The organism is Paenibacillus sp. NPDC056579 (assembly GCF_042793215.1).
GTDB lineage: Bacteria > Bacillota > Bacilli > Paenibacillales > NBRC-103111 > Paenibacillus_S.
The window spans coordinates 802,956-823,774 of sequence record NZ_JBHTVD010000003.1 but is presented as its reverse complement, the minus strand read 5'-3'; the positions used below and the strand labels follow the sequence as shown (position 1 = coordinate 823,774).

General features: G+C 50.4%; 17 protein-coding genes. All 17 read left to right on the top strand.

What is annotated here, in order from left to right; all coding sequences use genetic code 11:
• The first annotated feature begins 142 nt into the window (after positions 1–142).
• The 17 genes from ACFQ88_RS16335 (at position 143) to ACFQ88_RS16255 (ending at position 20,819) form a co-directional block, all read left to right on the top strand.
• A complete protein-coding gene (locus ACFQ88_RS16335) occupies positions 143–580 on the top strand; it encodes a MarR family winged helix-turn-helix transcriptional regulator (protein ID WP_239627847.1) in 438 nt (145 codons plus the stop codon).
• A complete protein-coding gene (locus ACFQ88_RS16330) occupies positions 577–1,233 on the top strand; it encodes an HlyD family secretion protein (protein WP_379454795.1) in 657 nt (218 codons plus the stop codon). Before ACFQ88_RS16335 ends, ACFQ88_RS16330 begins: the two co-directional genes overlap by 4 nt.
• 13 nt (positions 1,234–1,246) lie before the next feature.
• Positions 1,247–2,569 carry an efflux RND transporter periplasmic adaptor subunit gene (locus ACFQ88_RS16325; protein WP_379454794.1) on the top strand — a complete coding sequence of 441 codons (1,323 nt, stop codon included), beginning with the start codon at positions 1,247–1,249 and terminating at the stop codon, positions 2,567–2,569.
• Between the two features lie 26 nt (positions 2,570–2,595).
• Positions 2,596–4,248 carry a DHA2 family efflux MFS transporter permease subunit gene (locus tag ACFQ88_RS16320; RefSeq protein WP_379454914.1) on the top strand — a complete coding sequence of 551 codons (1,653 nt, stop codon included), beginning with the start codon at positions 2,596–2,598 and terminating at the stop codon, positions 4,246–4,248.
• A 65-nt stretch (positions 4,249–4,313) separates the two neighbouring features.
• Positions 4,314–6,071, top strand: a complete 1,758-nt coding sequence (locus ACFQ88_RS16315; protein WP_239627841.1) for a hypothetical protein — start codon at positions 4,314–4,316, stop codon at positions 6,069–6,071.
• Between the two features lie 73 nt (positions 6,072–6,144).
• On the top strand, positions 6,145–6,615 hold the full coding sequence (locus ACFQ88_RS16310) for a MarR family winged helix-turn-helix transcriptional regulator (RefSeq protein WP_239627839.1): 471 nt from the start codon (positions 6,145–6,147) through the stop codon (positions 6,613–6,615).
• A 311-nt stretch (positions 6,616–6,926) separates the two neighbouring features.
• Positions 6,927–8,246: a hypothetical protein gene (locus ACFQ88_RS16305; RefSeq protein WP_379454793.1), complete on the top strand. Its 1,320-nt coding sequence runs from the start codon at positions 6,927–6,929 to the stop codon at positions 8,244–8,246.
• 270 nt (positions 8,247–8,516) lie between these two features.
• On the top strand, positions 8,517–9,311 hold the full coding sequence (locus ACFQ88_RS16300) for a DeoR/GlpR family DNA-binding transcription regulator (RefSeq protein ID WP_379454792.1): 795 nt from the start codon (positions 8,517–8,519) through the stop codon (positions 9,309–9,311).
• A 25-nt stretch (positions 9,312–9,336) separates the two neighbouring features.
• Entirely contained in the window at positions 9,337–10,311 is a 975-nt protein-coding gene (locus tag ACFQ88_RS16295; protein ID WP_379454791.1) for an ROK family protein, read from the top strand.
• 325 nt (positions 10,312–10,636) lie between these two features.
• A complete protein-coding gene (locus tag ACFQ88_RS16290) occupies positions 10,637–11,356 on the top strand; it encodes a response regulator transcription factor (RefSeq protein WP_379454790.1) in 720 nt (239 codons plus the stop codon).
• Positions 11,357–11,415: 59 nt separating this feature from the next.
• A complete protein-coding gene (locus tag ACFQ88_RS16285; protein WP_379454789.1) occupies positions 11,416–14,865 on the top strand; it encodes a response regulator in 3,450 nt (1,149 codons plus the stop codon).
• A 123-nt stretch (positions 14,866–14,988) separates the two neighbouring features.
• Positions 14,989–15,600: an FkbM family methyltransferase gene (locus ACFQ88_RS16280; protein ID WP_239627826.1), complete on the top strand. Its 612-nt coding sequence runs from the start codon at positions 14,989–14,991 to the stop codon at positions 15,598–15,600.
• A gap of 355 nt (positions 15,601–15,955) precedes the next feature.
• Positions 15,956–16,213, top strand: a complete 258-nt coding sequence (locus tag ACFQ88_RS16275) for a hypothetical protein (RefSeq protein ID WP_379454788.1) — start codon at positions 15,956–15,958, stop codon at positions 16,211–16,213.
• 254 nt (positions 16,214–16,467) lie between these two features.
• Positions 16,468–17,307, top strand: a complete 840-nt coding sequence (locus ACFQ88_RS16270) for an SDR family oxidoreductase (protein WP_379454787.1) — start codon at positions 16,468–16,470, stop codon at positions 17,305–17,307.
• Between the two features lie 14 nt (positions 17,308–17,321).
• A complete protein-coding gene (locus tag ACFQ88_RS16265) occupies positions 17,322–18,335 on the top strand; it encodes a mannose-1-phosphate guanylyltransferase (protein WP_379454786.1) in 1,014 nt (337 codons plus the stop codon).
• Between the two features lie 17 nt (positions 18,336–18,352).
• On the top strand, positions 18,353–19,300 hold the full coding sequence (locus tag ACFQ88_RS16260; protein ID WP_379454785.1) for a GDP-mannose 4,6-dehydratase: 948 nt from the start codon (positions 18,353–18,355) through the stop codon (positions 19,298–19,300).
• 79 nt (positions 19,301–19,379) lie between these two features.
• Positions 19,380–20,819 carry a glycosyltransferase gene (locus ACFQ88_RS16255; RefSeq protein ID WP_379454784.1) on the top strand — a complete coding sequence of 480 codons (1,440 nt, stop codon included), beginning with the start codon at positions 19,380–19,382 and terminating at the stop codon, positions 20,817–20,819.

Genomic DNA, 20,819 nt, shown 5'->3' with positions numbered 1-20,819 from the left:
CTCACAGGCCGTATGTTTGACAGCAGCCGGATGCCTCAATTAGCCGGTTCTGCCTAGTATTTACCTTGTTCAACCAACCCTGGTGTGGTATATTTTTTGTAAAATATTTCGCCTACGAAATAATTTCAGGGGGTTGACTACCATGAGCAGAGCTTTGCAAATTGGCAATTCTATACGAAAATTGACGAAAATTTTCAATACAATGATGGGGAAAGACTTAAAGGAGATCGGTCTGACGACTCCGCAAATTGCGACGATCGGGCAAGTATATTTCGAACGTAAGACTATCGGCCAAATTTCGGAGTGCACGCAGCTGTCTTACAGTACGGTATCGGGCATCATCGACCGCTTGGAACGGGACGGATGGCTTGAGCGGGTTCGCGATGAAACGGACCGCCGCATTGTTTGGATCAAGCGAACAAGCAAAATCGAGGCGGAAAGAGAGAAACTGCATTTTTTCCAGGAAAGCTTTTACGAAAATTTATTGGCGGATTTAAGTCCTGAGGAGCTGGACAATATCATCCGTTCATTAGAGCTGCTGACCAATTATTTAGAGAAGAAGGTTGAGGAGAAACCATGAAGAGGAAACAGGTATTGTATACCATCCTGGCCGTAGCTTTGGTTGCCGCTATCGGCGGGGGGTATTCCTACTGGTATCAAGCGCATTATTTTATCAAGACGGAGGATTCCAGAATAACTGGCGATATTTACCGCGTCATGCCGAGAATATCCGCCAAGCTTACCTCTCTTGCGATTGCCGAAGGCGATACCGTCTTGTCGGATCAAATCGTAGGCCAGCAGGACAATACCAATTTGGCTACTAGCAGTCTCGATCAAGCGGCATTGCGTGCGCCTATCAACGGAACGGTAATCAAAACGATGGCGCGCGCAGGCGAAGTGGTGTCCCCCGGACAGACCATTGCCATGATCGTAGACAAGAACAAATTGTACATTTCGGCCAACATTGAAGAGGTCGATATTAACCGGGTGAAGGTCGGTCAGGTTGTTGATTTCACGGTGGATACGTTCCCTGGCTCTATGCTGAGCGGGAAAGTAACGGAAATCGGTGAAGCGACGGCGTCGACCTTTTCCCTGCTGCCTGCCACCAATACGAGCGGCAACTTTACCAAGGTAACGCAGCGCATCCCGATCAAAATTGCGATCGAAGACAATCAAGGACTCGCCATTGCACCAGGCATGAGTACTACTATTAAAATTCATTTGAAAGGGTAAGGGAGATACGACCATGAGAAAAAAACAGATGACATGGATCCCGGCGATCCTTTCTTTAGCCATAGCCGTAGCTTTGCCTGGATGCGGAGATGCCGGGAGCAATGCGGCCGGTGCGTCATCGGCGCTTTCTGTTAAAGCGATCAAGCTCGGTCAAAGCAGCGATGCGGGCTTCAGCGGCAAAATTATTCCCGATCAGGAGAATAAAATCGTAGCCAAGGCCGGCGGTAAAGTAGCGGATGTCAAGGTGGTTGAAGGAGCCGTAGTCAAAAAAGGCGATGTGCTCGTGCAGCTGGAAACCGACGACTTGACCTCGCAGGTGAAGCAGGCGGAAGCGGGCTTGATAGCCTCCAAAGCGAAGCTTGCCGATACGCAGGCGGGAGCGCGCAGCCAGGAGATTCAAGGCTTGGAGAGCGCCGTACAAAGTGCGGAAGCGGCGTTGAACCAAGTGAACGCGGGTGTGGAGCAGGCGAAATCCGGCTTCGATCTGGCGCAAAAATCGTATAACCGTTTGAGAAATATGTATGACAGCACTTCTACCGTTACTAAAGAAGATATGGATAAAGGGACGTACGAATACGAGAAAGCCAAAGCGGCTTACGATCAGGTGCAGGCGCAGCAGCAAGGAGCGGCGGCGCAAGTGACTGCAGCGAAATCGAAGCTGGAGCTGGCTAAAATTGGAGCGACGGGAAATACGATCGAAGCTCTGCAGGCCGATGTGGACCGGCTGACAGCCGGACTGGAGCTGGCCAACAATGCATTGGCCAACGCGTCTATCGTTTCTCCGATCGACGGCATTGTGTCCAAACGCAGCGTTCAGCCGGGGGAAATGGCACAGCCGGGCGTAGTGCTGCTGACGGTTGTCAAAATGGATCCTGTTCAGGTTGAATTAAGCGTGCCGGAAACGCAAATCGGCAAAATGAAAGCCGGCTCCCCGGTGGATGTCAAAGTGAGCAATCTTCCCGACAAGACATTCCAAGGGAAAATCGAGTTTGTCAGCCCGGTTTCCAATGCCAACAGCACGACCTTCCCTGTAAAAGTCAGCGTCAGCAATCCGGACGGAGCTTTGCTTGCGGGGATGCTGGCTGAGGTTCATCTGAAGGATAGTCCGCAGCAGGCGGGGCTGGAGGTGCCGAAATCGGCGCTGGTCAAGAAGGATAATAAAACCTTCGTCTATGTCATTCAGGGAGATGCCGTCAAAGCTGTAGAAGTCTCGGCAACGGACAAAAATGCGGATTGGGTTTATGTCAAAGACAATGCGAACTTGAAAGATAACGTTCAAATCGTAATTAATCCATCGGAGCAGTTGGCGGACGGCAGTAAGGTGAAAGTGGAATAGGGGGCGTTATTGTGGCTGAAACAGCTATGAACACACAAGCTCCACCGGCCGATAAGGGCGAAACCAGCTTCTGGCTTCCTCTCATTGCGATCATCCTGGCTACTTTCGTTTCGGTGCTCAGCAGCAGTCTGGTGAACGTTGCCCTGCCGAAATTATCTTCGGTATTCGGAGTTCCGACTTCGACAATCCAATGGGTCGTTACCGGCTTTATGCTGGCTTCCGCCGTCGTTATTCCCGCCAGCGGATTTCTCGCTTCACGGTTCGGCACCAAGTCGGTCCTGCTGCTATCCGTTATCGGATTTACTATCGGATCGCTGCTTTGCGGGATCGCCTGGAACGATTCGAGCCTGATTGCGTTCCGGATTTTTCAAGGCTTAACGGGCGGCTTTATCATGCCGGTGGGCATGACGGTCATGTATACAATCGTCCCGCGCAATCAGATCGGCTTAGCCATGGGGATCTGGGGCGTTGCGGCGATGGTTGCTCCGGCGCTGGGGCCGACACTAGGCGGTTACTTGATCCAGTATTACAGCTGGAGGACGCTGTTCTTTTTGAATGTGCCGGTCGGAGTTGTCGCTGCTATCGCATGTTATGTTCTATTGAAAGAAAGTCCCAAAAATACGACGCTCAAGTTCGATATTTTGGGTGCGATATGCTCCGTCGTCTTCTTCGGTTCTCTGCTCCTTGCTCTTAGTAAAGGGCAAACCGAAGGATGGACTTCCTTGTATATCGTTAGTCTGTTCTATCTTTCCGCAGTCAGCCTGGCGCTCTTGATCTGGGCGGAGTTCACGGTAAAGGAGCCGCTGCTCAACCTGCGGGTGTTCAAAAATATTAAGTTCTCGGCAAGTACTTTGACGGCGGGCCTGGTCATGATGGCGATGATGGGGGGAACCTTCCTCATGCCGATTTACCTGCAAAACGTCCAGTCAATGACCGCGCTCGATTCGGGGATTTTGCTGCTGCCGCAATCGGTAGCGATGGCATTGATGATGCCGATCAGCGGGAAGCTGCTGACGAAAATGGGGATTATGCCGCTTGGTATTATCGGCTTGCTTATTCTTGGCGTGACCACGTATGAATTGCATTCATTAACGGCGGACACTTCGCATCTTTGGATCAATGTAGTACTGACGATCAGGGGATTCGGGATCGGACTGTGTATGATGCCGATTTCTACTGTCGGTATGGCTGATATACCGAAGGAACAAATTAAAGACGCTTCGCCGTTGTCCAACGTATTCCGGCAAGTTATGAGCTCGATGGGGATCGCCATATTGACCACGATCATGAGCTCGCGGCAATACTCTCACTTCTATCGCATTACCGAGAACGTACCGAGCTATTCGGATACAGCCAATCAGTTTATTTCCGGCATATCGGCTTCCCTGATTCAGGGCGGCATCGATTCGGCTACGGCGGCAGCCACGGGGGCATCCTATTTGGCCGGTCTGATGCAGAAGGAAGCTATGGTCCGCTCCATTGCGGATACGTTCTATGTTTCGGCTATACCGGCATTTATTTGTATCCCGTTAATTTTCTTATTAAGAGACAAGAAGAAACCGGCGGACGCTCCTGCAGCGGCACCTCCGCAAGAATCGAAGGAAGCGCAAGCTTCCCCGGCCCCGGCTCCGGCAGCTGCAGGAACGGGCATCAATGTAACGGAACCCGTCAAAGCTTAAGTCACTTACAGCAGCATTAACAACACTTATCACGATACTGCAAACCATTCTGGAGGAAACAAACGATGAACAACGTATGGGGAAAAACAGCATTGGCCTTCACCTTAGTAATGTCCAGCGCATCATTGCCTTTGGCCTCGGTCTGGGCGGATCAGCCGGCACCTGTTGCCGCAGCGAACGCTCCCGCCTATCAGCAGTTGACCGATGTGCTTCAAGTACAGGTCAAAAGCGTACTGAATGAAAAAACGTCGGACGGTGTTCGCATCGGCCTTGTGGTCAATCTAAGAAACAACAGCGCAGACCCGAAGCGGATTCCCGATTATGAGCTTCGCGCCAAAACTGCGGACGGAGCCGTGTACACGCTGGTCGGCAGCTCCTCAAACGCACGCTCCGCGCTGCCTATGTCGGATACCGAGCTGAGCTACATGGTGAAGCTGACGAATAAAGAGGCAGTTACCTTGTCCGAGCTTCAATGGGTCGATGTCGACTGGAACGTATATCCGAAGACGGAAACCGCCGTGCTGACGGTTCCGGCTTCAGGACTTGGCTGGGCAGGCAGCGACGCGGTCATTACCGATCCGGCGGCTATCAAAAACTGGGGTGAGCCGTTCGCCATCTCGTCCAGCAATCTTCCTTTGACCTATACACCTGTCGATATGGATAAGCAAACCAATGCACAAAAGACGGTTTATGTCGTAAAAATGCTCGTGGAGAATACGGGAACAAGCACGATAACGGTGCCGGATCTCATTCTCGAAGGCAAGGACGGCATCTCTTCCTTCCAAGGCAAGCAAGTGGAACAAGCTAAAGTAACGGTTGAGCCGGGCGAGAAAAAATATGTGCATTATGCAGTAGAAACAAATCAGGATACCGTCTTGAAGAGCATCAACGTGTTGACGCCGGAGAGCTTCGTGCAAACGGACGCCAAAGGGCAGGCTGTAGCTGTCAATTACAACGTAGGACGCGTTCAAATCGTTCTGCCTGAAGGCCGGTTGTCCTCTAATCTGCAGCCGGTAACGTATAACTACAATGACAAGATTGTGTTTGATTCCATCAACAAAGCGATTCCTGCCGATGTGGACGTATCGCTGGTAGAGCTGAGCATGCATGAGAATCAAGGAATCGGCTACAAAACGGCCGTTGCCAAGTTCAAGCTGACGAACCGCAGCGATTCTCCGCTTCCGCTGCCTGCTTTCGGCACGGAGCTCGATTCGCCGCAAGGCGTTGTTTATACGGGCAGCCGTCAGGTGAACCCGCCTAAACAGCTGATGCCGAAGCTGAGCCATATTGTAACGTATTCTTTCGTCGTTCCTAATACCGAAAGCGGAGAGAACCTGGTACTCAAGCTGTCCGATATGCAAACCGCCGCTCCTTACCGGTCGGCAGTCGCCGCATTGAATGTAGCGATGCAGCCGCTGGCTGAGGCAGGAGATGTCCTGTCGTTCTATCCATTCCAGGTGAAAGTGGAAAACTGGAGCATCCAGGCTTACACCAACCTGTTGAGCGCAGCCAATCCGACCTTAACGTACGGCTATAAGCTCAAAATGTTCCTGGATGTGAAGCAGACCGACGACGTCGTTGTCGATCAGGATTTCTCCAAGATGAAGGTCGCTCTTGTGGATTCGGCCGGCCGCACCCTTGCCGAGCAAAACTTGTCGTTCACCGAAACCGGCGGAATCAACCAGCTTGTTTCTGGAGAAGTTATAGTGGACTTCAACAAGGTTCGCGCCGATTATCAAGATCCTTCCTGCACCATCCAGGTGTACGAATCGATTCAAACGGAATTCGGCGAAGCCAAACGTCTTGTAGCTGTGTTCAAATAAATGATAACAGTTCCCGCATATCCGGCTCAGGAATGCGGGAACTGTCCCATTATAGACATGAGGTGTCATACGAATGGTCCAAGAACAGGATGACGCAGCAAAGCTCGCACAAGTGCAAGAAACGGCAAGGCTCGTTATGAGAAAATTAATATCTTACTGCAAGTATGTGGACCATCGCTTCTCCGGTTCGCAAGTTAGCGCTCTCGAAATGGTGGAGGCTCAGGGAGCGGTGAAGGTATCCCAATTGGCGGAATATTTGTCTTTATCGGCAAGCGCGGTGACTTTGCTGAGCGATAAGCTGATCGAATTCGGATATTTGCAAAGAGAACGGACCAAGGGTGACCGGCGTGTCGTTTGTCTTGTCATTACGGACGAGGGCAGAGCCATGCTGGAGCAGCTGCTGGCCAAAGAAACGGCGATCGTCAGCCGTTGGCTGCAGGGAATATCCATTGAGGAGTTAAGTCAATTCAACCAAGTATTACATCGGATCCGGAGCAATGTGAAAGCCGCTTCATCCGGTAAGGATACTAGCGAGAACCGTTAGTGGCTGTTGACTGTTGTTAATGGGTTTTTTCTCAAAGGAAAAATAAGGTGTATAATTTATATAAGTCACTACTTTTTATTTAGTAAACATTATGGTATACTTTGTTTTGTAAAGCCATTGTGAATCCGCTATTTATGAAGGTAGTGATTTTTTACATAACAATTGTTAAGGAATTTTTAACGAAGTTCATAAATAGTTCACGAAATGTATCACAAAATGGATTCACAGACAAGTTTAACTATGATATATTTCGTATAGAAATATTTCTTATACGAAATATATAGAGACAAAAGGAATGGAGAGAGACAAAAATGAAAAAAACCAAACTGTTATCCAAAAAAGCCATTAGCGGAAGCGTGGCAGCTGCACTGCTTCTTGGAGGCTTTGCCTGTGCTCCTGGAACGAACGCATTCGCAGCAGAAGCAGCACCGGTATCGCCTGTCGTAGCGAAATACTTGAACAACCTGATTCCTTACGCTGCCGGTGTATCCGCCAAAGACGAAGAGCATGTGAGATACGAGCTGTCCGTAGGACAAAATTTGGAGGAAGCAACCGGCCTGAGCTCCTCCGAGCTGACAGAGAAGCTGGTTAACAACTTTAACGCCTACATCGACTATACGCAAAGCGGCGCTTCTGCAGAAGAAATCCAGAAGCTGAAGAACGAAGGCGCACAGCAGATCAGCGAAGCGCTTCAAAACGGATATCATCCTGTTGAGGATGTAGCGACTGTAGATTTCAACGCCGTTATTCAACAACGTCTTAAATCGATCGTCTCCGACGTAGCAGCCGTGTCCGATGAAGATTTCGAGAATATCGAATCGCAGCTTCAAGCCGGTGCAAGCCTGGTAAGAGCATCGGGAATGCCTCAGATGGTACTGTTTGACGCTCTGAACAGCCTGATGAGCCAAAGCATCGACAATGCGGTAGGCCAATTAACGGTAGACCCTGAGAAAGTTCAACAAGCTAAACAAGAAGCAGCTGAGAAAATCTCCGAAGCTATTACGATTGGCGGAGGTCCGGTAAGCGAGCAGGCTTCCACATCGAGCTTCTCTGGTGTAATCAAGCTGCACTTGGCTTCCTTGATCAGCGATGCCTCCAATATTGCAGATAAAGATTATAGTGAAGTATTGCTGCAAGTAAAAGACGGAGCAACGATTCCTCAAGCCGTCGGCATGTCCCAAAGCGAGCTGGCAGCAGACCTGATCTTGCTGATGAACCAAGCAATCGATTCCGCCGGATCTTCGGATTCCGCAGCTATAGAACAGGCTAAAGCGGACGCTGCAAAGCAAATCGAAGCTGCACTATCGACTGGGGGCTACAGCGCAAGCAAGCCGGCAGAAGCTGCTGATATCAGCGCGCAAGTGCAAGATCGTTTGAAACTGGTCGTTTCGGATGCGGCAACCATCGCTGACCAAGAATTGGCCGACGTACAGGATCTGGTTAATTCAGGTGCAAGCCTGGCAGGCGCAACCGGGTTGTCCGGAGATTATCTGGTGTCTGCATTGACTGCTGTCATCGATCCATACATTAACAGTTTGACAAACGATGCCGATGCTCAAGCAAAAGCAAAAGCAGATGCTGCTGAGCAAATCAGAACGTGGGTTTACGAAGGATACGGTACTGCGAACTAATCCATAACCATCATAGGACGCGGAGGTCTTTTAATAAGATCTCCGCGTTTTTTAATATACATATAAAGCTCTAATTGGGTCTCCCTGCTAACCATACGGATTGTTGTTCTCGGTGCCAAAGATCCACATTTTGGGGTAATATTATGCGCGTTTTGCAAGAAGGAATCAAATAAATGATTGAAATTGTCATTATAAACTCATATAATTATCGACATAACCATCAAGTTCGGCTTATTGGCTATTACAAACGGTAGTTGGAGTGAAGCAGACATGGGCGACCAGGAATTGTCCAAAGGGGAAGAACGGCGCAGCAAAATTTTGAATGTGCTCAAGACGCAAGGGAAAATAACAATCCAGGATATTATGGACAAATTTCATTGCTCTGAGGCGACGGCGCGCCGGGATCTCGATGTTTTGGTGAAAACCGAGGCTGTCATCCGAACGATCGGCGGCGCTCAGTTCGAAGGGATTCCCGGCATCCGGGAAGCTTCCTTTCATGAGAAAAGACAGCTTCTCTGGGTAGAGAAGGAAGCGATTGCAACGAAGGCCGCTTCGCTGATCGAGGAAGGCGATGTCATAGGGCTGACAGGCGGTACGACCACGTATCTCATTGCCAAGGAGATTAAGGGCAGGAAGAACATCACCGTCGTCACCAATGCGGTCAATATCGCCATGGAGCTTGCCGACAGTGACGGAGTCCAGGTCGTGCTTACCGGAGGCGTCATGCGCAAGAACAGCTTTGAGCTGTGCGGCCCTTTGGCGGAATCGATTGTCGAGAGCCTGAATATCGGGAAGATGTTTATGGGAGCGGACGGTTTTGCCTTGGAGCAGGGGGTTACGACGTATTCCGAGCTGGAGGCGCAGATCGGGCGCATGCTGATCAAACGTTCGATCCGGACGTATGCGGTCGTCGACCATTCCAAAATCGGGAGAGCTTCCTTGTTCAGCATCGCGCCTCTCTCGTCGTTATACGGATGCGTGACGAACGAAGCCCCGGGTAAGGAGCTGGCTGACGCGCTGGCCCTAGCCAATGTGGAGTTATTCGTTGCGGATCAACATTACTAAGGAGCCGGGAAGGATTGGATTGAATATGAGTTATTTAATCGGTATGGATATCGGCGGAACCAATATCGTATGCGGATTGGTCGATGCCAGCGGGAAGCTGTTGAATAAAATTAAGCAATCGACGGAAGCGCATCTTGGAAGCGCGCACGTATTCGATAAGATCGACCGGATGGTGGGGGAGCTCCTTCAATCCGCTCAATTGGGCCGCGATCAAGTGGCGGCGATCGGAGTCGGTACCCCGGGCTTTATCGATCCGGCCAATGGAATAACGCTGTTTGCTAGCAATCTTCAATGGACAAACGTCCCTACGGCTGAAGAGATCCGCAAACGGACCGGCATTCCGACCTTCATCGATAACGACGTCAGGATGTACGTCTATGGCGAAGCGGTTTGCGGAGCGGCGCAAGGCTATGAGCACGTGCTGGGCATCACGATCGGTACAGGTCTCGCCGCAGCGGTCGTGAACGAAGGTAAGCTTTACTACGGCGGTGGTTATATGGCCGGGGAGCTCGGGCATATTCCTCTGGACGAAATCCCGTATACGTGCGGCTGCGGCTTAAAGGGCTGCCTGGAGACGGTTGCCTCGGCGACAGGTATCGCCAGACAGGTGCGGGAGCAGATCGCAGCAGGACGCAGCAGCATTCTTACCGAATGGCTGAACGGCGGTCCGATCGACCGCATTACGGCAGCGGACGTCTCCAAAGCCTACGATGCCGGCGATGCGCTGGCTATCGAAGTGATGCATCATACCGGCAGGCTGCTGGGCAAAGGCTTGGCCTGCGCCGTGACGCTGTACAGCCCGGATATTATTGTTATCGGGGGCGGCGGCGCAATGGCCGGAGAACGGTTGTTTGCTCCGATGCGGGAGCAATTGAAGCAGTCGGTCTATTCCGGGTATTGGGACCGATTGACCATCTCGCAGGCGCAATGGATCGACGACGCGGGGATTATTGGAAGCGCGATGGCTGCAGGCACACGCAGCCAGCAAGGAAAGGACTAATTTCATACTTTTGGAGCCGCAGCTTAAGCTGCGGTTTTTTTGTGCAGGGACGTATCGAAGGGCATGTATAGCCTCGATATCAAATCCGACCTGCAATCGTATCGCCGCCACACTGTAAGCGATAACAATTTCATATTTTTTTTAGTTCGAATGATAGACGAAGTTTTCCTTAATATAGTATATTTAAAGTATTAGAAAAACTAGTACTTTTAGATCATTATTATAGATTACTTAAAAAGAATGTCATAAATACAAAAAATATGTTAAAAAACTCCTATCTTTTCTAACTCTTTTTTAACAATCAAGCGGAATAGGTGATTCATGGATGTACTATAAAGTATTGGTAGTTGAGGACGATAACATGGTAGGGGAAATGTCGACCATGTATTTATCGGAAGAAGGGTACTCCGTGAAGCGAGCCGCCGGCGGCAAGGAAGGACTGGAGTTGCTGCAGGAGTTCGATCCCGACCTCGTCATATTGGATATCATGCTGCCTGACATTAGCGGTATCGAGCTGTGCCTGGAAATCCGCAAAACATCCTGCGTGCCGATATTGGCCGTCTCCATGAAGACAGAAGTGCTGGACCGGGTCGATGCTCTGGTCGCAGGCGCAGACGATTACCTGTGTAAGCCCTTCAGTATGAGAGAGCTTACGGCGAGAGTAGCGGCATTGATCCGGCGCGCTCACATGCAGCCGCAAAGACTGGAACAGGCGGTACATAACGTTCATGCATCAGGCATGTCCGATGACGACGAGCCGATAGCGTTGGATTATGAGCGGCGGGCGATCTATGTGAACCATGCCTACGTGGATACGACGTACTCCGAATTCGAGATTATGAAGCTATTCGTTGCCAATAAGGAGAAGGTATTCAGCCGCGACGAGCTTATCAATGCATTGCGGGGAATCGATTCCTTCGTCAATGACCGGTCCATTGATGTCCATATCGCCAATCTGCGCAAGAAAATCGAATTGGACCCGAAGGAGCCCAAGCTGATCAAAACCGTCTGGGGAATCGGGTACAAATATATCGGCAACTCTTAAGGTTCAAGCCTTAGGAGTTTTTGTTTTGGATACTTATGGAGTATAAGGGGAGTCTCTGGATGAACAGCTTATCCATTCGGTCGAAAATGATGATTCTTGTATCATTAATTACTAGTATCTCGCTGTTATTTGTCGGATTCATCAATTACCGTGCCGCCAAAGATCAAATTGTCGCTTCGCTGCAGGACAACGCGAATGCCAAGGTGATGACCCGGGCCTATAATCTGTCGGCGTGGATTGAGAACCGGCTTGCGGAAGTGGAGGTCATGAGCCGGACGGAGCAGGTGCGCTTCGGAACGATGGAAGAGCGGCTCGCTTATTTGAGCAAGGAAGCGGAGCGGTCTGTCGGCAAGTTTAACTATATCGGCTTTTCCGATACGGACGGCAATCTTACGTTTACTTCCGGGGGCACGATTAATATTAGCGATGAGCCGGGATTTTACGGCGTTTTGAAGGGCCGAAGCGTCGTCTCCGATGCGTTTCAAGGAAAGAATTCCAATAACATCTTGTTCACACTACAGGTTCCTGTGTATGGAGAAAAGGACGTGGCGGGTCTTGTGAACGTATCGATTCTGGTCGAGACGGCGTTCAGCCAGCATACCGACTTCAAGGTGGGCAGCGGGGATACGACCTTGCTGTTCACGACTGACGGAACGATCATCTACCATCCGGATAAGTCGATGATCGGGCGAGCCAATATCAGGGACACGTCGATCCAAGAAATGGTCGATCGAATCATCAATCAAAGGAATGGGTATGGAGAAACGACCCATGGGGACTCCAAACAGCTTGTTTTTTACGCGGCCGTCAAAGGAACGCCTTGGATTATGGTGCATCAGGTTTCGCTGCAGGAGTTCGAGCAGCCGCTGCAGCTGCTGCAATGGAAGACGATCGTAACGATTCTTGTGACGGAAGCCGTAATGCTGCTGCTGATTACGATTCTGTTCAACCGGGAGATTAAACGGATTAGGGAAATTACATCGGTGACGTCGATCGTGGCGGAAGGGCATTTCGACTTGAGTCCGATTCCGATCCAAAATGACGATGAGATCAGCACATTGGCCCAATCGGTCAACGGCATGATGGCGCAGCTGAAGGAAATGTTCGAGCGGATGGAGGCGATCATTAACCAGAACGATTTTGCTATCATCTCACTAGACTCGAACTATACGGTCAATTACTTCAGCAAAGCGGCGGAAAAGCTGTTGGGCTACCGGGCGGAGGAAGTCTTGTACAAGGCGACGCCTCTACTGTTCCACGATCCCGATCAGCTTCGGGAGCTGGCGGAGCAGCTGACCAGACAGCTGGGAAGGCGGGTGCCGCCCGACGTGACGGTGTTCAAAGAACTAAGGAACATCGAATTTTCCTACGATCGCGATTGGGATTTCATACGTAAAGACGGGACTCGCGTAGCCGTATCCCACAACTCCAACGGATTGCGGGACCGTAACGGGCAGTTTATCGGGGTAGTGGCTATCGCCAGGGACATTACCGAGCAGAAGCGGGTACAGCAGGAGCTTGTGCTGGCCAAGCAGGAGGCGGAGGAGGCGAACCGGGCCAAAGGGGTATTCCTGGCGAGAATGAGCCACGAAATACGAACGCCGCTTAACGGCATTATCGGCTTGTCGCAGCTGATGCAGCGTACTAAGCTGAATGACGTGCAGAGCGATTACTTGCGTAACATTTTATCCTCCTCCCAGACGCTGCTGCGGATTATTAACGATATCTTGGATTTTTCCAAAATGGAGGCCGGCAAGTTCGAGCTGGAGCGGGTCGTCTTTCATCCCGAAGACATCATCCAACGGCTGAGCGAAACCGTGAGCGTCTTTCTCGGAGGCAAAGAACAGTTCGAGCTGATCATGGACATCCCGGACAATATTCCGGATGGGCTCTTGGGCGATCCGCTGCGGTTGGAGCAGGTGCTTCTGAATTTGTGCAACAATGCCATCAAATTTACCCGCCGAGGGCAGGTTATCGTCGGCATTCGGCTGATCGAGGGAAACTTGGAATCGGTCAAGCTGCAGTTTAAGGTGCAGGATACAGGCATTGGCATAGCGAAGGAGCAAATGGATAAGCTGTTCGTGCCGTTCACGCAAGCGGATGGCTCGACGAGCCGGAAATACGGCGGAAGCGGACTGGGACTTGTCATCTCGAGCTATTTGATCGATATGATGGGCGGCCATCTCGAGGTAGAGAGCAAGCCGGGAGCAGGAACTGCGTTCTGGTTTACCGTTTCGTTCGCACGCTCGCGGCAGTCCGCGATAAGGGAGTACAAGGTGAGGGATGCCTACGCTGGAATGCAGGTATGGGTCGTAGAGGACAGCGAGGTGATGAGAGATCATCTGTGCTCTTTATTGAGCTCCTACGGTTTGGAAGGGGTTCCTGTCGCTTCGTGGAAGGAGGCCTATGCCAAAATCGAGCAGACACAGCGTACCGGCAGTGGCTGCGTCCTGGCCTTGCTGGATATGGAGATGCCGGATATGTACGGCTCGGAAACCTGGGTTACCTTTCAGAAAGCGGCTGCGGAAGCCGGAATGATGACCCTCGTCATGACAACCGCCTTCGGGCGGGATGAGATGATGGGAATGCCGATCGACTACCGGCCCGACGGTATGATCGTTAAGCCATTCAGCCGGCCGGAGCTGTTCCGTGCGATTGAAGCGGTATTGGAGCGGCGCTTCATGGCGGAGCAGGGAGCGACTGCGTCAGAGGTGAGCATAAGGACAGGGATGCCGATTCCGGTGGAGAAGCGGATTTTGCTGGCGGAGGATAATGCGATCAACCAGCAGGTTGCATTCGAAATGCTTCGCTATCGCGGATATTATGTTGAGGTGGCTGAGGACGGAAGGGAGGCGCTCCGGAAGCTGGAGGACGGAGAGTGGGATTTGGTGCTGATGGACATCCACATGCCGGAAATGGACGGAATCGAAGCGACGAAGCGGATTCGCAGCGACTCCCGTTACGACGGGCTTCCTATCATCGCGATGACGGCGAATGTTATCCGCGACGATCATGAAATGTATTTGAGTATCGGGATGGACGATATTATCACGAAGCCGCTCGAGGCGGAGCCGATGTTCGCCACGATCCGCAAGTGGCTTGGCGTATCGGGCAGCGGGCACGCCGCCAGTGAAGACAAGCCGGATGGCGGTGAGCCGATCCTGCAGCTAGAGGGGATCGATGTGCGCAAAGCGCTGGCACGGCTTAATGGAAGAACGCCTATATTGCTGCAAATGGTCAAAACCTTCGAGCGGGACTATCATGATTTCTCCATACAGCTGCGGCAGGCACTGGAGAAGGACAATCCTATCGAGGCGCACCGGCTCGCACATACGCTTAAAGGTGCAGCCGGCAACTTATCGGCGGCCGAGCTGTATGTGGCGGCAGGGCAGGTGGAATCCATGATTAAAGATGCGGAAGGGGCGGACCTACCGGCCCTGGAGCGGGCTCTGGATGAGCTGGAGCATATCTTGAAGCAGCTGCTTGCTTCGATTCGTCAGTTGGAATAGTTATTGTTTCTGCTATAGACAACTCTCCATGCATCGCGGTCTTTCTGAGCATAAGATACGATAAAGTGCTTTGTCGACCTTGTTTATCAGCGGAGCTTTAATTGATCATGGAGGGATGAATCGTTGAGCTATTACAGCCAATTCGGCCAAGATAAATATTTGAACGAGCTCGTATTCGAGGGGAAGTGCGGAGGATATTTTGTAGATATCGGAGCATATGATGGGGTGACTTTCAGCAACAGCTATTTTTTTGAGAAGCAAATGGGATGGAACGGAATTTGTGTAGAACCAATGCCTCATATATATAACCAGCTCATTCGTAACCGCAAGTGCGTATGTATTGAAGGAGCCATAGCAGGGGAGGAGAGAGAGCAGGATTTTCTCGTAGCGAAAGGCGTAGAAATGCTGAGCGGCCTGGTTGATAGCTATGACATACGCCACCTGAATTTAATAGACAGCTATAAGGGCGAGAAGGAAATCATCCGTGTTAACACGTTCAAGCTGCAGTCCATCCTTGATAACAATCAAATCAAGCATATTGATTTTTGCAGTATCGATACCGAAGGCTCCGAGTTGAAGGTGATACAGTCTATCGATTTGGATAAAGTGGACGTGCGTTGCTTCGTAGTTGAGAATAACTATCATGATTCCGTCTTGAGAGAATACTTATTGTCTCGAAATTACTCACTTGTCGAGCGTATTGTCGTAGATGATATTTTTGTAAAAAACGGGTAGTAGGCTGCCGACCGAGATGAAGCCATATTGTTTGTTCATATAGCAGTTCCTTGATCCGACTTGCTGAACAAATGACCATTCGTTCCCTGTGGAATGAATTGGTCTTTTTTTTGTATAAATAGGAACGTGTGATCGCATTGATAAAAGGTAGTCTATAGCAAAAACGGCATTTGCCTCATATATAAATAGACTGGATCGTATGTCCCGGCAAGCGATGCCAAGCCTATTTTTCGTAAACTTCTGACCTGTATCCCGTCTTGCGCATATGTTACACAAGAGGTTATTGCAAAGGGGATAAGGACAAACAATATCGCAGGGCGGTGCTGAATCAATGAAAGTATGGATCCATAAAGCAGTGGATAAAAATAAAAAAAAAGCAGTCCGAACTAAAAAGACGGCAAAAAGCAAAAAGAAGGTAAAGGCAGCCAAAACGGTGAAAAGCGAGCAAACGAAGCCTCGCAGCAGCAAGGCGAAAAAGACTAAAAAAAGCACTACAAAAACACGTCCGGGAAAAACTCACAGGCTTGCCTACAATAAAGCTTTTGACGCAAGCTATGATGAAGGCTTTCGGGCGGGCTATGCCAAAGGATTGCAGGAAGGGCAAGCTCAATAACAAAATGAATATGAACCGGGCGAGCAGCTCCCCCAGGTTTACTCCCCCTAAGACGTCGAAAGACGTCTTTTCTTCTACATTTGTACGTATACACAGGTACAAGTGACGTTCCGATGTACTTGCCTATCTAATATATTGTATTACTTACCCGACGAGCATCTAAGTCGCGGGATTCCTTAAGAGAGAGGCAAAACTATGTCCGAACCTATTAGTCCTTGCGGAGGGCCATCCCCTAATGAAAGTAGCTCTTTGCTTTGAGAGTACTAGTCATAGGCGGCGATGAAATAGTCGGTCATCTCCTTATTCCTTACCTGCTTGAACGAACCCCCTATGAAGTTTTTTGTACGACGCGTCAAAAAAGCCTGCTGCCCAAAGGCTTGTACCTTGATGCCAATGATGATGTGATGGTCGAAAAGCTGATCGACATCGTGGCTCCCGACGTTATTGTGAACGGTACAAGTATTGTTAACGACATGGCGCGTCAGCGTGAAGTGGAGGCTTACCGGATCAACGGACTGCTGCCTCACCAGCTGGTGAGGCTGGCCAATCGACATAATATTCGATTGATTCATATGAGCACCGACGGTGTGTTTTCAGGACAACGGGGCCTTTACGAGGAACGTCACATCCCGGAAGGAACATCGGTCTACGCCAAAACCAAAGCGCTTGGAGAGATAAACCAATCGCGGCATGTAACGATCCGCACCTCTTTGATTGGTCCTGAACCCGATGCTGCAGGAATCGGGCTGCTCGACTGGTTTTTACGGCAGAAGGGCGATATCAGAGGCTTCGTTAATGTCATGTGGAACGGTGTGACGTCGCTGGAGCTTGCCAAATTCATTCATTTTACACTGGAGCAGGGCAAGCATTTAAGCGGAATCGTCCATCTCACCTCGCCTGAGATCATTAGCAAGTATGATTTGCTTCTCATGCTGCAGCAATTATTCCACCGAAACGAGATCCGAATCCATCCTTATGACGGCATTGAGCTGGATCGAACGCTGAAGTGCACCCGGCAGGATATCGGTTACGAGGTTCCGTCCTATGCCTCTATGCTGTCGGAGCTGCTCGAGTTTATGCGGATTGCGTGGTAAAGGAGGATAGGCCAATGAAAATCATTATTATGGCAGGAGGCCAAGGAACGCGGTTTTGGCCCAGAAGCGTCAAGCAGAAGCCGAAGCAATTTCTGTCCCTGACTTCTACGGAGACGATGCTGCAGCAGTCGTTTCGCAGGTTTGCGCAGTTCCTGCCCTTGACATCCATCTATGTGCTGACGACTCGACAATACAGCCCGATGGTCTTCGAGCAGCTTCCTGAATTGAAGCAGGAGCAGATTTTGCTGGAGCCCGAACCGAGAGATACGGGGCCATGCATCGCACTGGCTGCCCTGCACTTTCTCTCTGGCGGAAATGACGAGGTATTGGTAACGACGCCCTCGGATCAATATATTCCTGATGCCCAGGCCCTATGGGAGGCGCTACTTCAAGCGGAGCAAATCGCGCAAAAAGGCCGCTCGATCGTGACGCTGGGCATCGTGCCTACCCGGCCAGAAACAGGGTATGGTTATATCGAAACGGAGGAACCCGATGGAGAAGGCGGCGTCGTTGTAGCTAAAGCATTTATCGAGAAACCGCACCTTGAGAAGGCGAAGCAGCTGATTCAGCAAAAAAACATGTACTGGAACAGCGGTATTTTTATATGGAAGCCATCGACGATTAAGCATTATATGATGCTGTATCAACGAGAAATGTGGACCCGGCTGGAAGGCTGCGGCGGACAATGGGAGCAAGTATATCATCAGCTGCCCAAAATTTCCATCGATTACGCCATATTGGAGAAGGCTTCGATGATTTATACGATTCCGGTTACGTTCGAATGGGACGACGTAGGAATCTGGACATCGCTGGAAAGAGTTTTTGGAACCGATTCGGAAGGAAACATCATGATGGGGGACGTCAACTCCATGTTGACGAACAACAGCATTATCTACACGGAACATCAAAAAGCGATTGTTATCGGTATTCAGGATGTCATTATTGTTTCTACGGCCGATGGTCTGCTGGTTTGCCATAAATCCCAGGAGCAGCATATCAAAACGATGCTGAAACAACTGGAAGACTAAAGGAGGATCCTACTTCTATGAAAGTGCTAGTAACCGGAATAACCGGATTTGTCGGCAGCCATATGGCTGAATTTCTGCTGGATCAGCAAGTGGAAGTTACCGGTACGATCCGTCAAAGAAGCCGATTGGACCATATCAAGCATTTAAAGGATATCCGGCTGGTCGAGTGCGAGCTTAGGGACCCGTTCTCTGTGGAAAGCTTGATTGAAGAAGTAAAACCGGATCTAATATTCCATTTGGCCGCACAAAGCTTTGTTCCGACTTCCTGGAATTCGCCGATGGACACGATCTATAACAATGTCTCCAGTCAAGTCAATATTTTTGAAGCGGTTCGGCGCATCCACCCGGGCTGCAAAATCCAAATCGCCTGCTCCAGCGAAGAATACGGTCATGTCGAGCCGCACGAGGTTCCTATCAAGGAAACGAATCCGCTGCGTCCCTTGAGTCCTTATGCAGTTAGCAAGGTGACCCAAGAGGTTCTTGGCTATCAGTACAATAAAAGCTACGGGCTGCATGTCGTGCTGACACGGACATTCAATCATACGGGACCTCGACGCGGTGAGAACTTCGTTACGTCCAATTTTTCCAAGCAAATCGCAGAGATTGAGAAAGGCAAACAGCCTCCTGTGCTGTACGTGGGCAACCTGCAGGCCAAACGGGACTTTACCGACGTGCGGGATATCGTGAGGGCTTACTGGCTTGCTGTTCACCATGGAGTTCCCGGGGAGACCTATAATATTGCATCCGGCACCTGTTGGAGGATAGAGGAAGTGCTGAACAAGCTGCTGGCCTTAAGCTCGGTGGATATCGAAGTCAAGGAGGACCCTCAACGGCTGCGGCCTTCCGATGTCGAAATATTGCTCGGGGATTACTCCAAGTTTCATAAGCAGACCGGCTGGAAGCCGGAAATTCCGTTTGACCAAACGTTAAAGGATCTTTTGAACTATTGGAGAGCTCAGCCATAATAGAGCCAAATAACGTTATCGGAGCGAGGGTTCCCTCAGGGGGACCTCTGCTTGTTTGGAGAAGGAGGGATATCGTACAGTGAGCGATCAGCAAGGAATGGCAGAGGGTATTGAAAATGAAACTATGAATGAGCAGTTTTCATTCGAAGATGAACCGGAAATGCAAGCTGCCGCCCCGAAGCCAACGAGGAAAAGGAAGCTAAAGCGCGGCACTACCAAGGCAAAGCGTGCGGTAGTTAAGGACGTTAAAAAGAAAGCTAATCCCGAGCAAACGAAAGTAACTAAAAAAAATACGGATAACAAAAAAAGTGATCGTTCTGTTAAGAAAAAACAACCTGGAAAAAAACAGACCAAATCCGTAATAAAGAAAGCCGCACGGAGGGTTGTCAAGCTTAGAAGGAGAAAATCAGCTTATCCTAGGGGAGTTAATCTGATCGGCTTCATTCGGGCTGAAACGGGGATTGGAGAGTCTGTCCGGCTCGCTGCAAGATCATTGATCAATACGGACATTCCTTTCGGCACTATCAATTATCCGGAGCAGCACGATTTCCGTGAAGATGACACGACCTGGGCGCATATGGAAATGGAGAGCGCGGTATACAAGGTGAATCTATTCCACATCAACGGAGACAGGATCAAGCCGGCTGCGGCGTATTTCGGTCCTCGCATCACCAGGGGCAGATACAATATAGGCTACTGGCATTGGGAGCTGCCTGATTATCCGCAGTCTCACTGTGCCGGCTTCGATGTAGTACAAGAGGTCTGGGTTCCTTCCAACTTTGTACTAAACAGCATTTCCACGAAGTCCAAAGTACCTGTGGTGCGTATACCGCATGGGATTCAAGTCCCTGTACCGCTTGGATTGAACAGGGACAGCTTCGGGCTGCCGAATGACCGTTACCTGTTTTGTGCGATGGCGGACTCACAAAGCTACCAAAAGCGTAAAAATCCTCTGGGAGCCATCGAGGCCTTTAAACGGGCATTTGCAGGCGAAGACCCACGAGTCGGACTGGTCATCAAATTGAACAATGCGCAGTCAAATCCGGAGGAGACGGCAGCGCTGCAGCAGGCAGCGGCAGGGCACGCGAACATTTATAGTATCGACCAGACGCTGACGCGCGAGGAGGTCAATGCGTTAATCAGCAGCATTGATTGTTTCGTCTCGCTTCATCGTGCGGAAGGCTTTGGCCTGCCCCTGGCGGAAGCGATGTATTTGGGCAAGCCGGTGGTCGGAACGAACTGGTCAGGGAATACGGATTTCATGCATCCGGGCAATTCCTGTGCCGTTAATTACGAGCTAGTAGAAGTAGGGGAGTATTGGGGGCCGTATGATGCACATCAAAAATGGGCTGAGCCGGATATTGACCATGCATCGGAGTTTATGCGCAAGCTGATTATTCAGCCCGATTGGGCAAGAAGAATTGCTTTAGCCGGCCAGAAAACCATTCATTCCTACTATTCGCCTTATCATGTCGGGCAGCTGATAAAGCAGCGATTAAGGCTTCTGGGATTCAAATAA

Bases quoted from the DNA above. Each gene is read 5' to 3' on its own strand.
- ACFQ88_RS16335 (WP_239627847.1), top strand. From the start codon at position 143: ATGAGCAGAGCTTTGCAAATTGGCAATTCTATACGAAAATTGACGAAA.
- ACFQ88_RS16330 (WP_379454795.1), top strand. From the start codon at position 577: ATGAAGAGGAAACAGGTATTGTATACCATCCTGGCCGTAGCTTTGGTT.
- ACFQ88_RS16325 (WP_379454794.1), top strand. From the start codon at position 1,247: ATGAGAAAAAAACAGATGACATGGATCCCGGCGATCCTTTCTTTAGCC.
- ACFQ88_RS16320 (WP_379454914.1), top strand. From the start codon at position 2,596: ATGAACACACAAGCTCCACCGGCCGATAAGGGCGAAACCAGCTTCTGG.
- ACFQ88_RS16315 (WP_239627841.1), top strand. From the start codon at position 4,314: ATGAACAACGTATGGGGAAAAACAGCATTGGCCTTCACCTTAGTAATG.
- ACFQ88_RS16310 (WP_239627839.1), top strand. From the start codon at position 6,145: ATGGTCCAAGAACAGGATGACGCAGCAAAGCTCGCACAAGTGCAAGAA.
- ACFQ88_RS16305 (WP_379454793.1), top strand. From the start codon at position 6,927: ATGAAAAAAACCAAACTGTTATCCAAAAAAGCCATTAGCGGAAGCGTG.
- ACFQ88_RS16300 (WP_379454792.1), top strand. From the start codon at position 8,517: ATGGGCGACCAGGAATTGTCCAAAGGGGAAGAACGGCGCAGCAAAATT.
- ACFQ88_RS16295 (WP_379454791.1), top strand. From the start codon at position 9,337: ATGAGTTATTTAATCGGTATGGATATCGGCGGAACCAATATCGTATGC.
- ACFQ88_RS16290 (WP_379454790.1), top strand. From the start codon at position 10,637: ATGTACTATAAAGTATTGGTAGTTGAGGACGATAACATGGTAGGGGAA.
- ACFQ88_RS16285 (WP_379454789.1), top strand. From the start codon at position 11,416: ATGAACAGCTTATCCATTCGGTCGAAAATGATGATTCTTGTATCATTA.
- ACFQ88_RS16265 (WP_379454786.1), top strand. From the start codon at position 17,322: ATGAAAATCATTATTATGGCAGGAGGCCAAGGAACGCGGTTTTGGCCC.
- ACFQ88_RS16260 (WP_379454785.1), top strand. From the start codon at position 18,353: ATGAAAGTGCTAGTAACCGGAATAACCGGATTTGTCGGCAGCCATATG.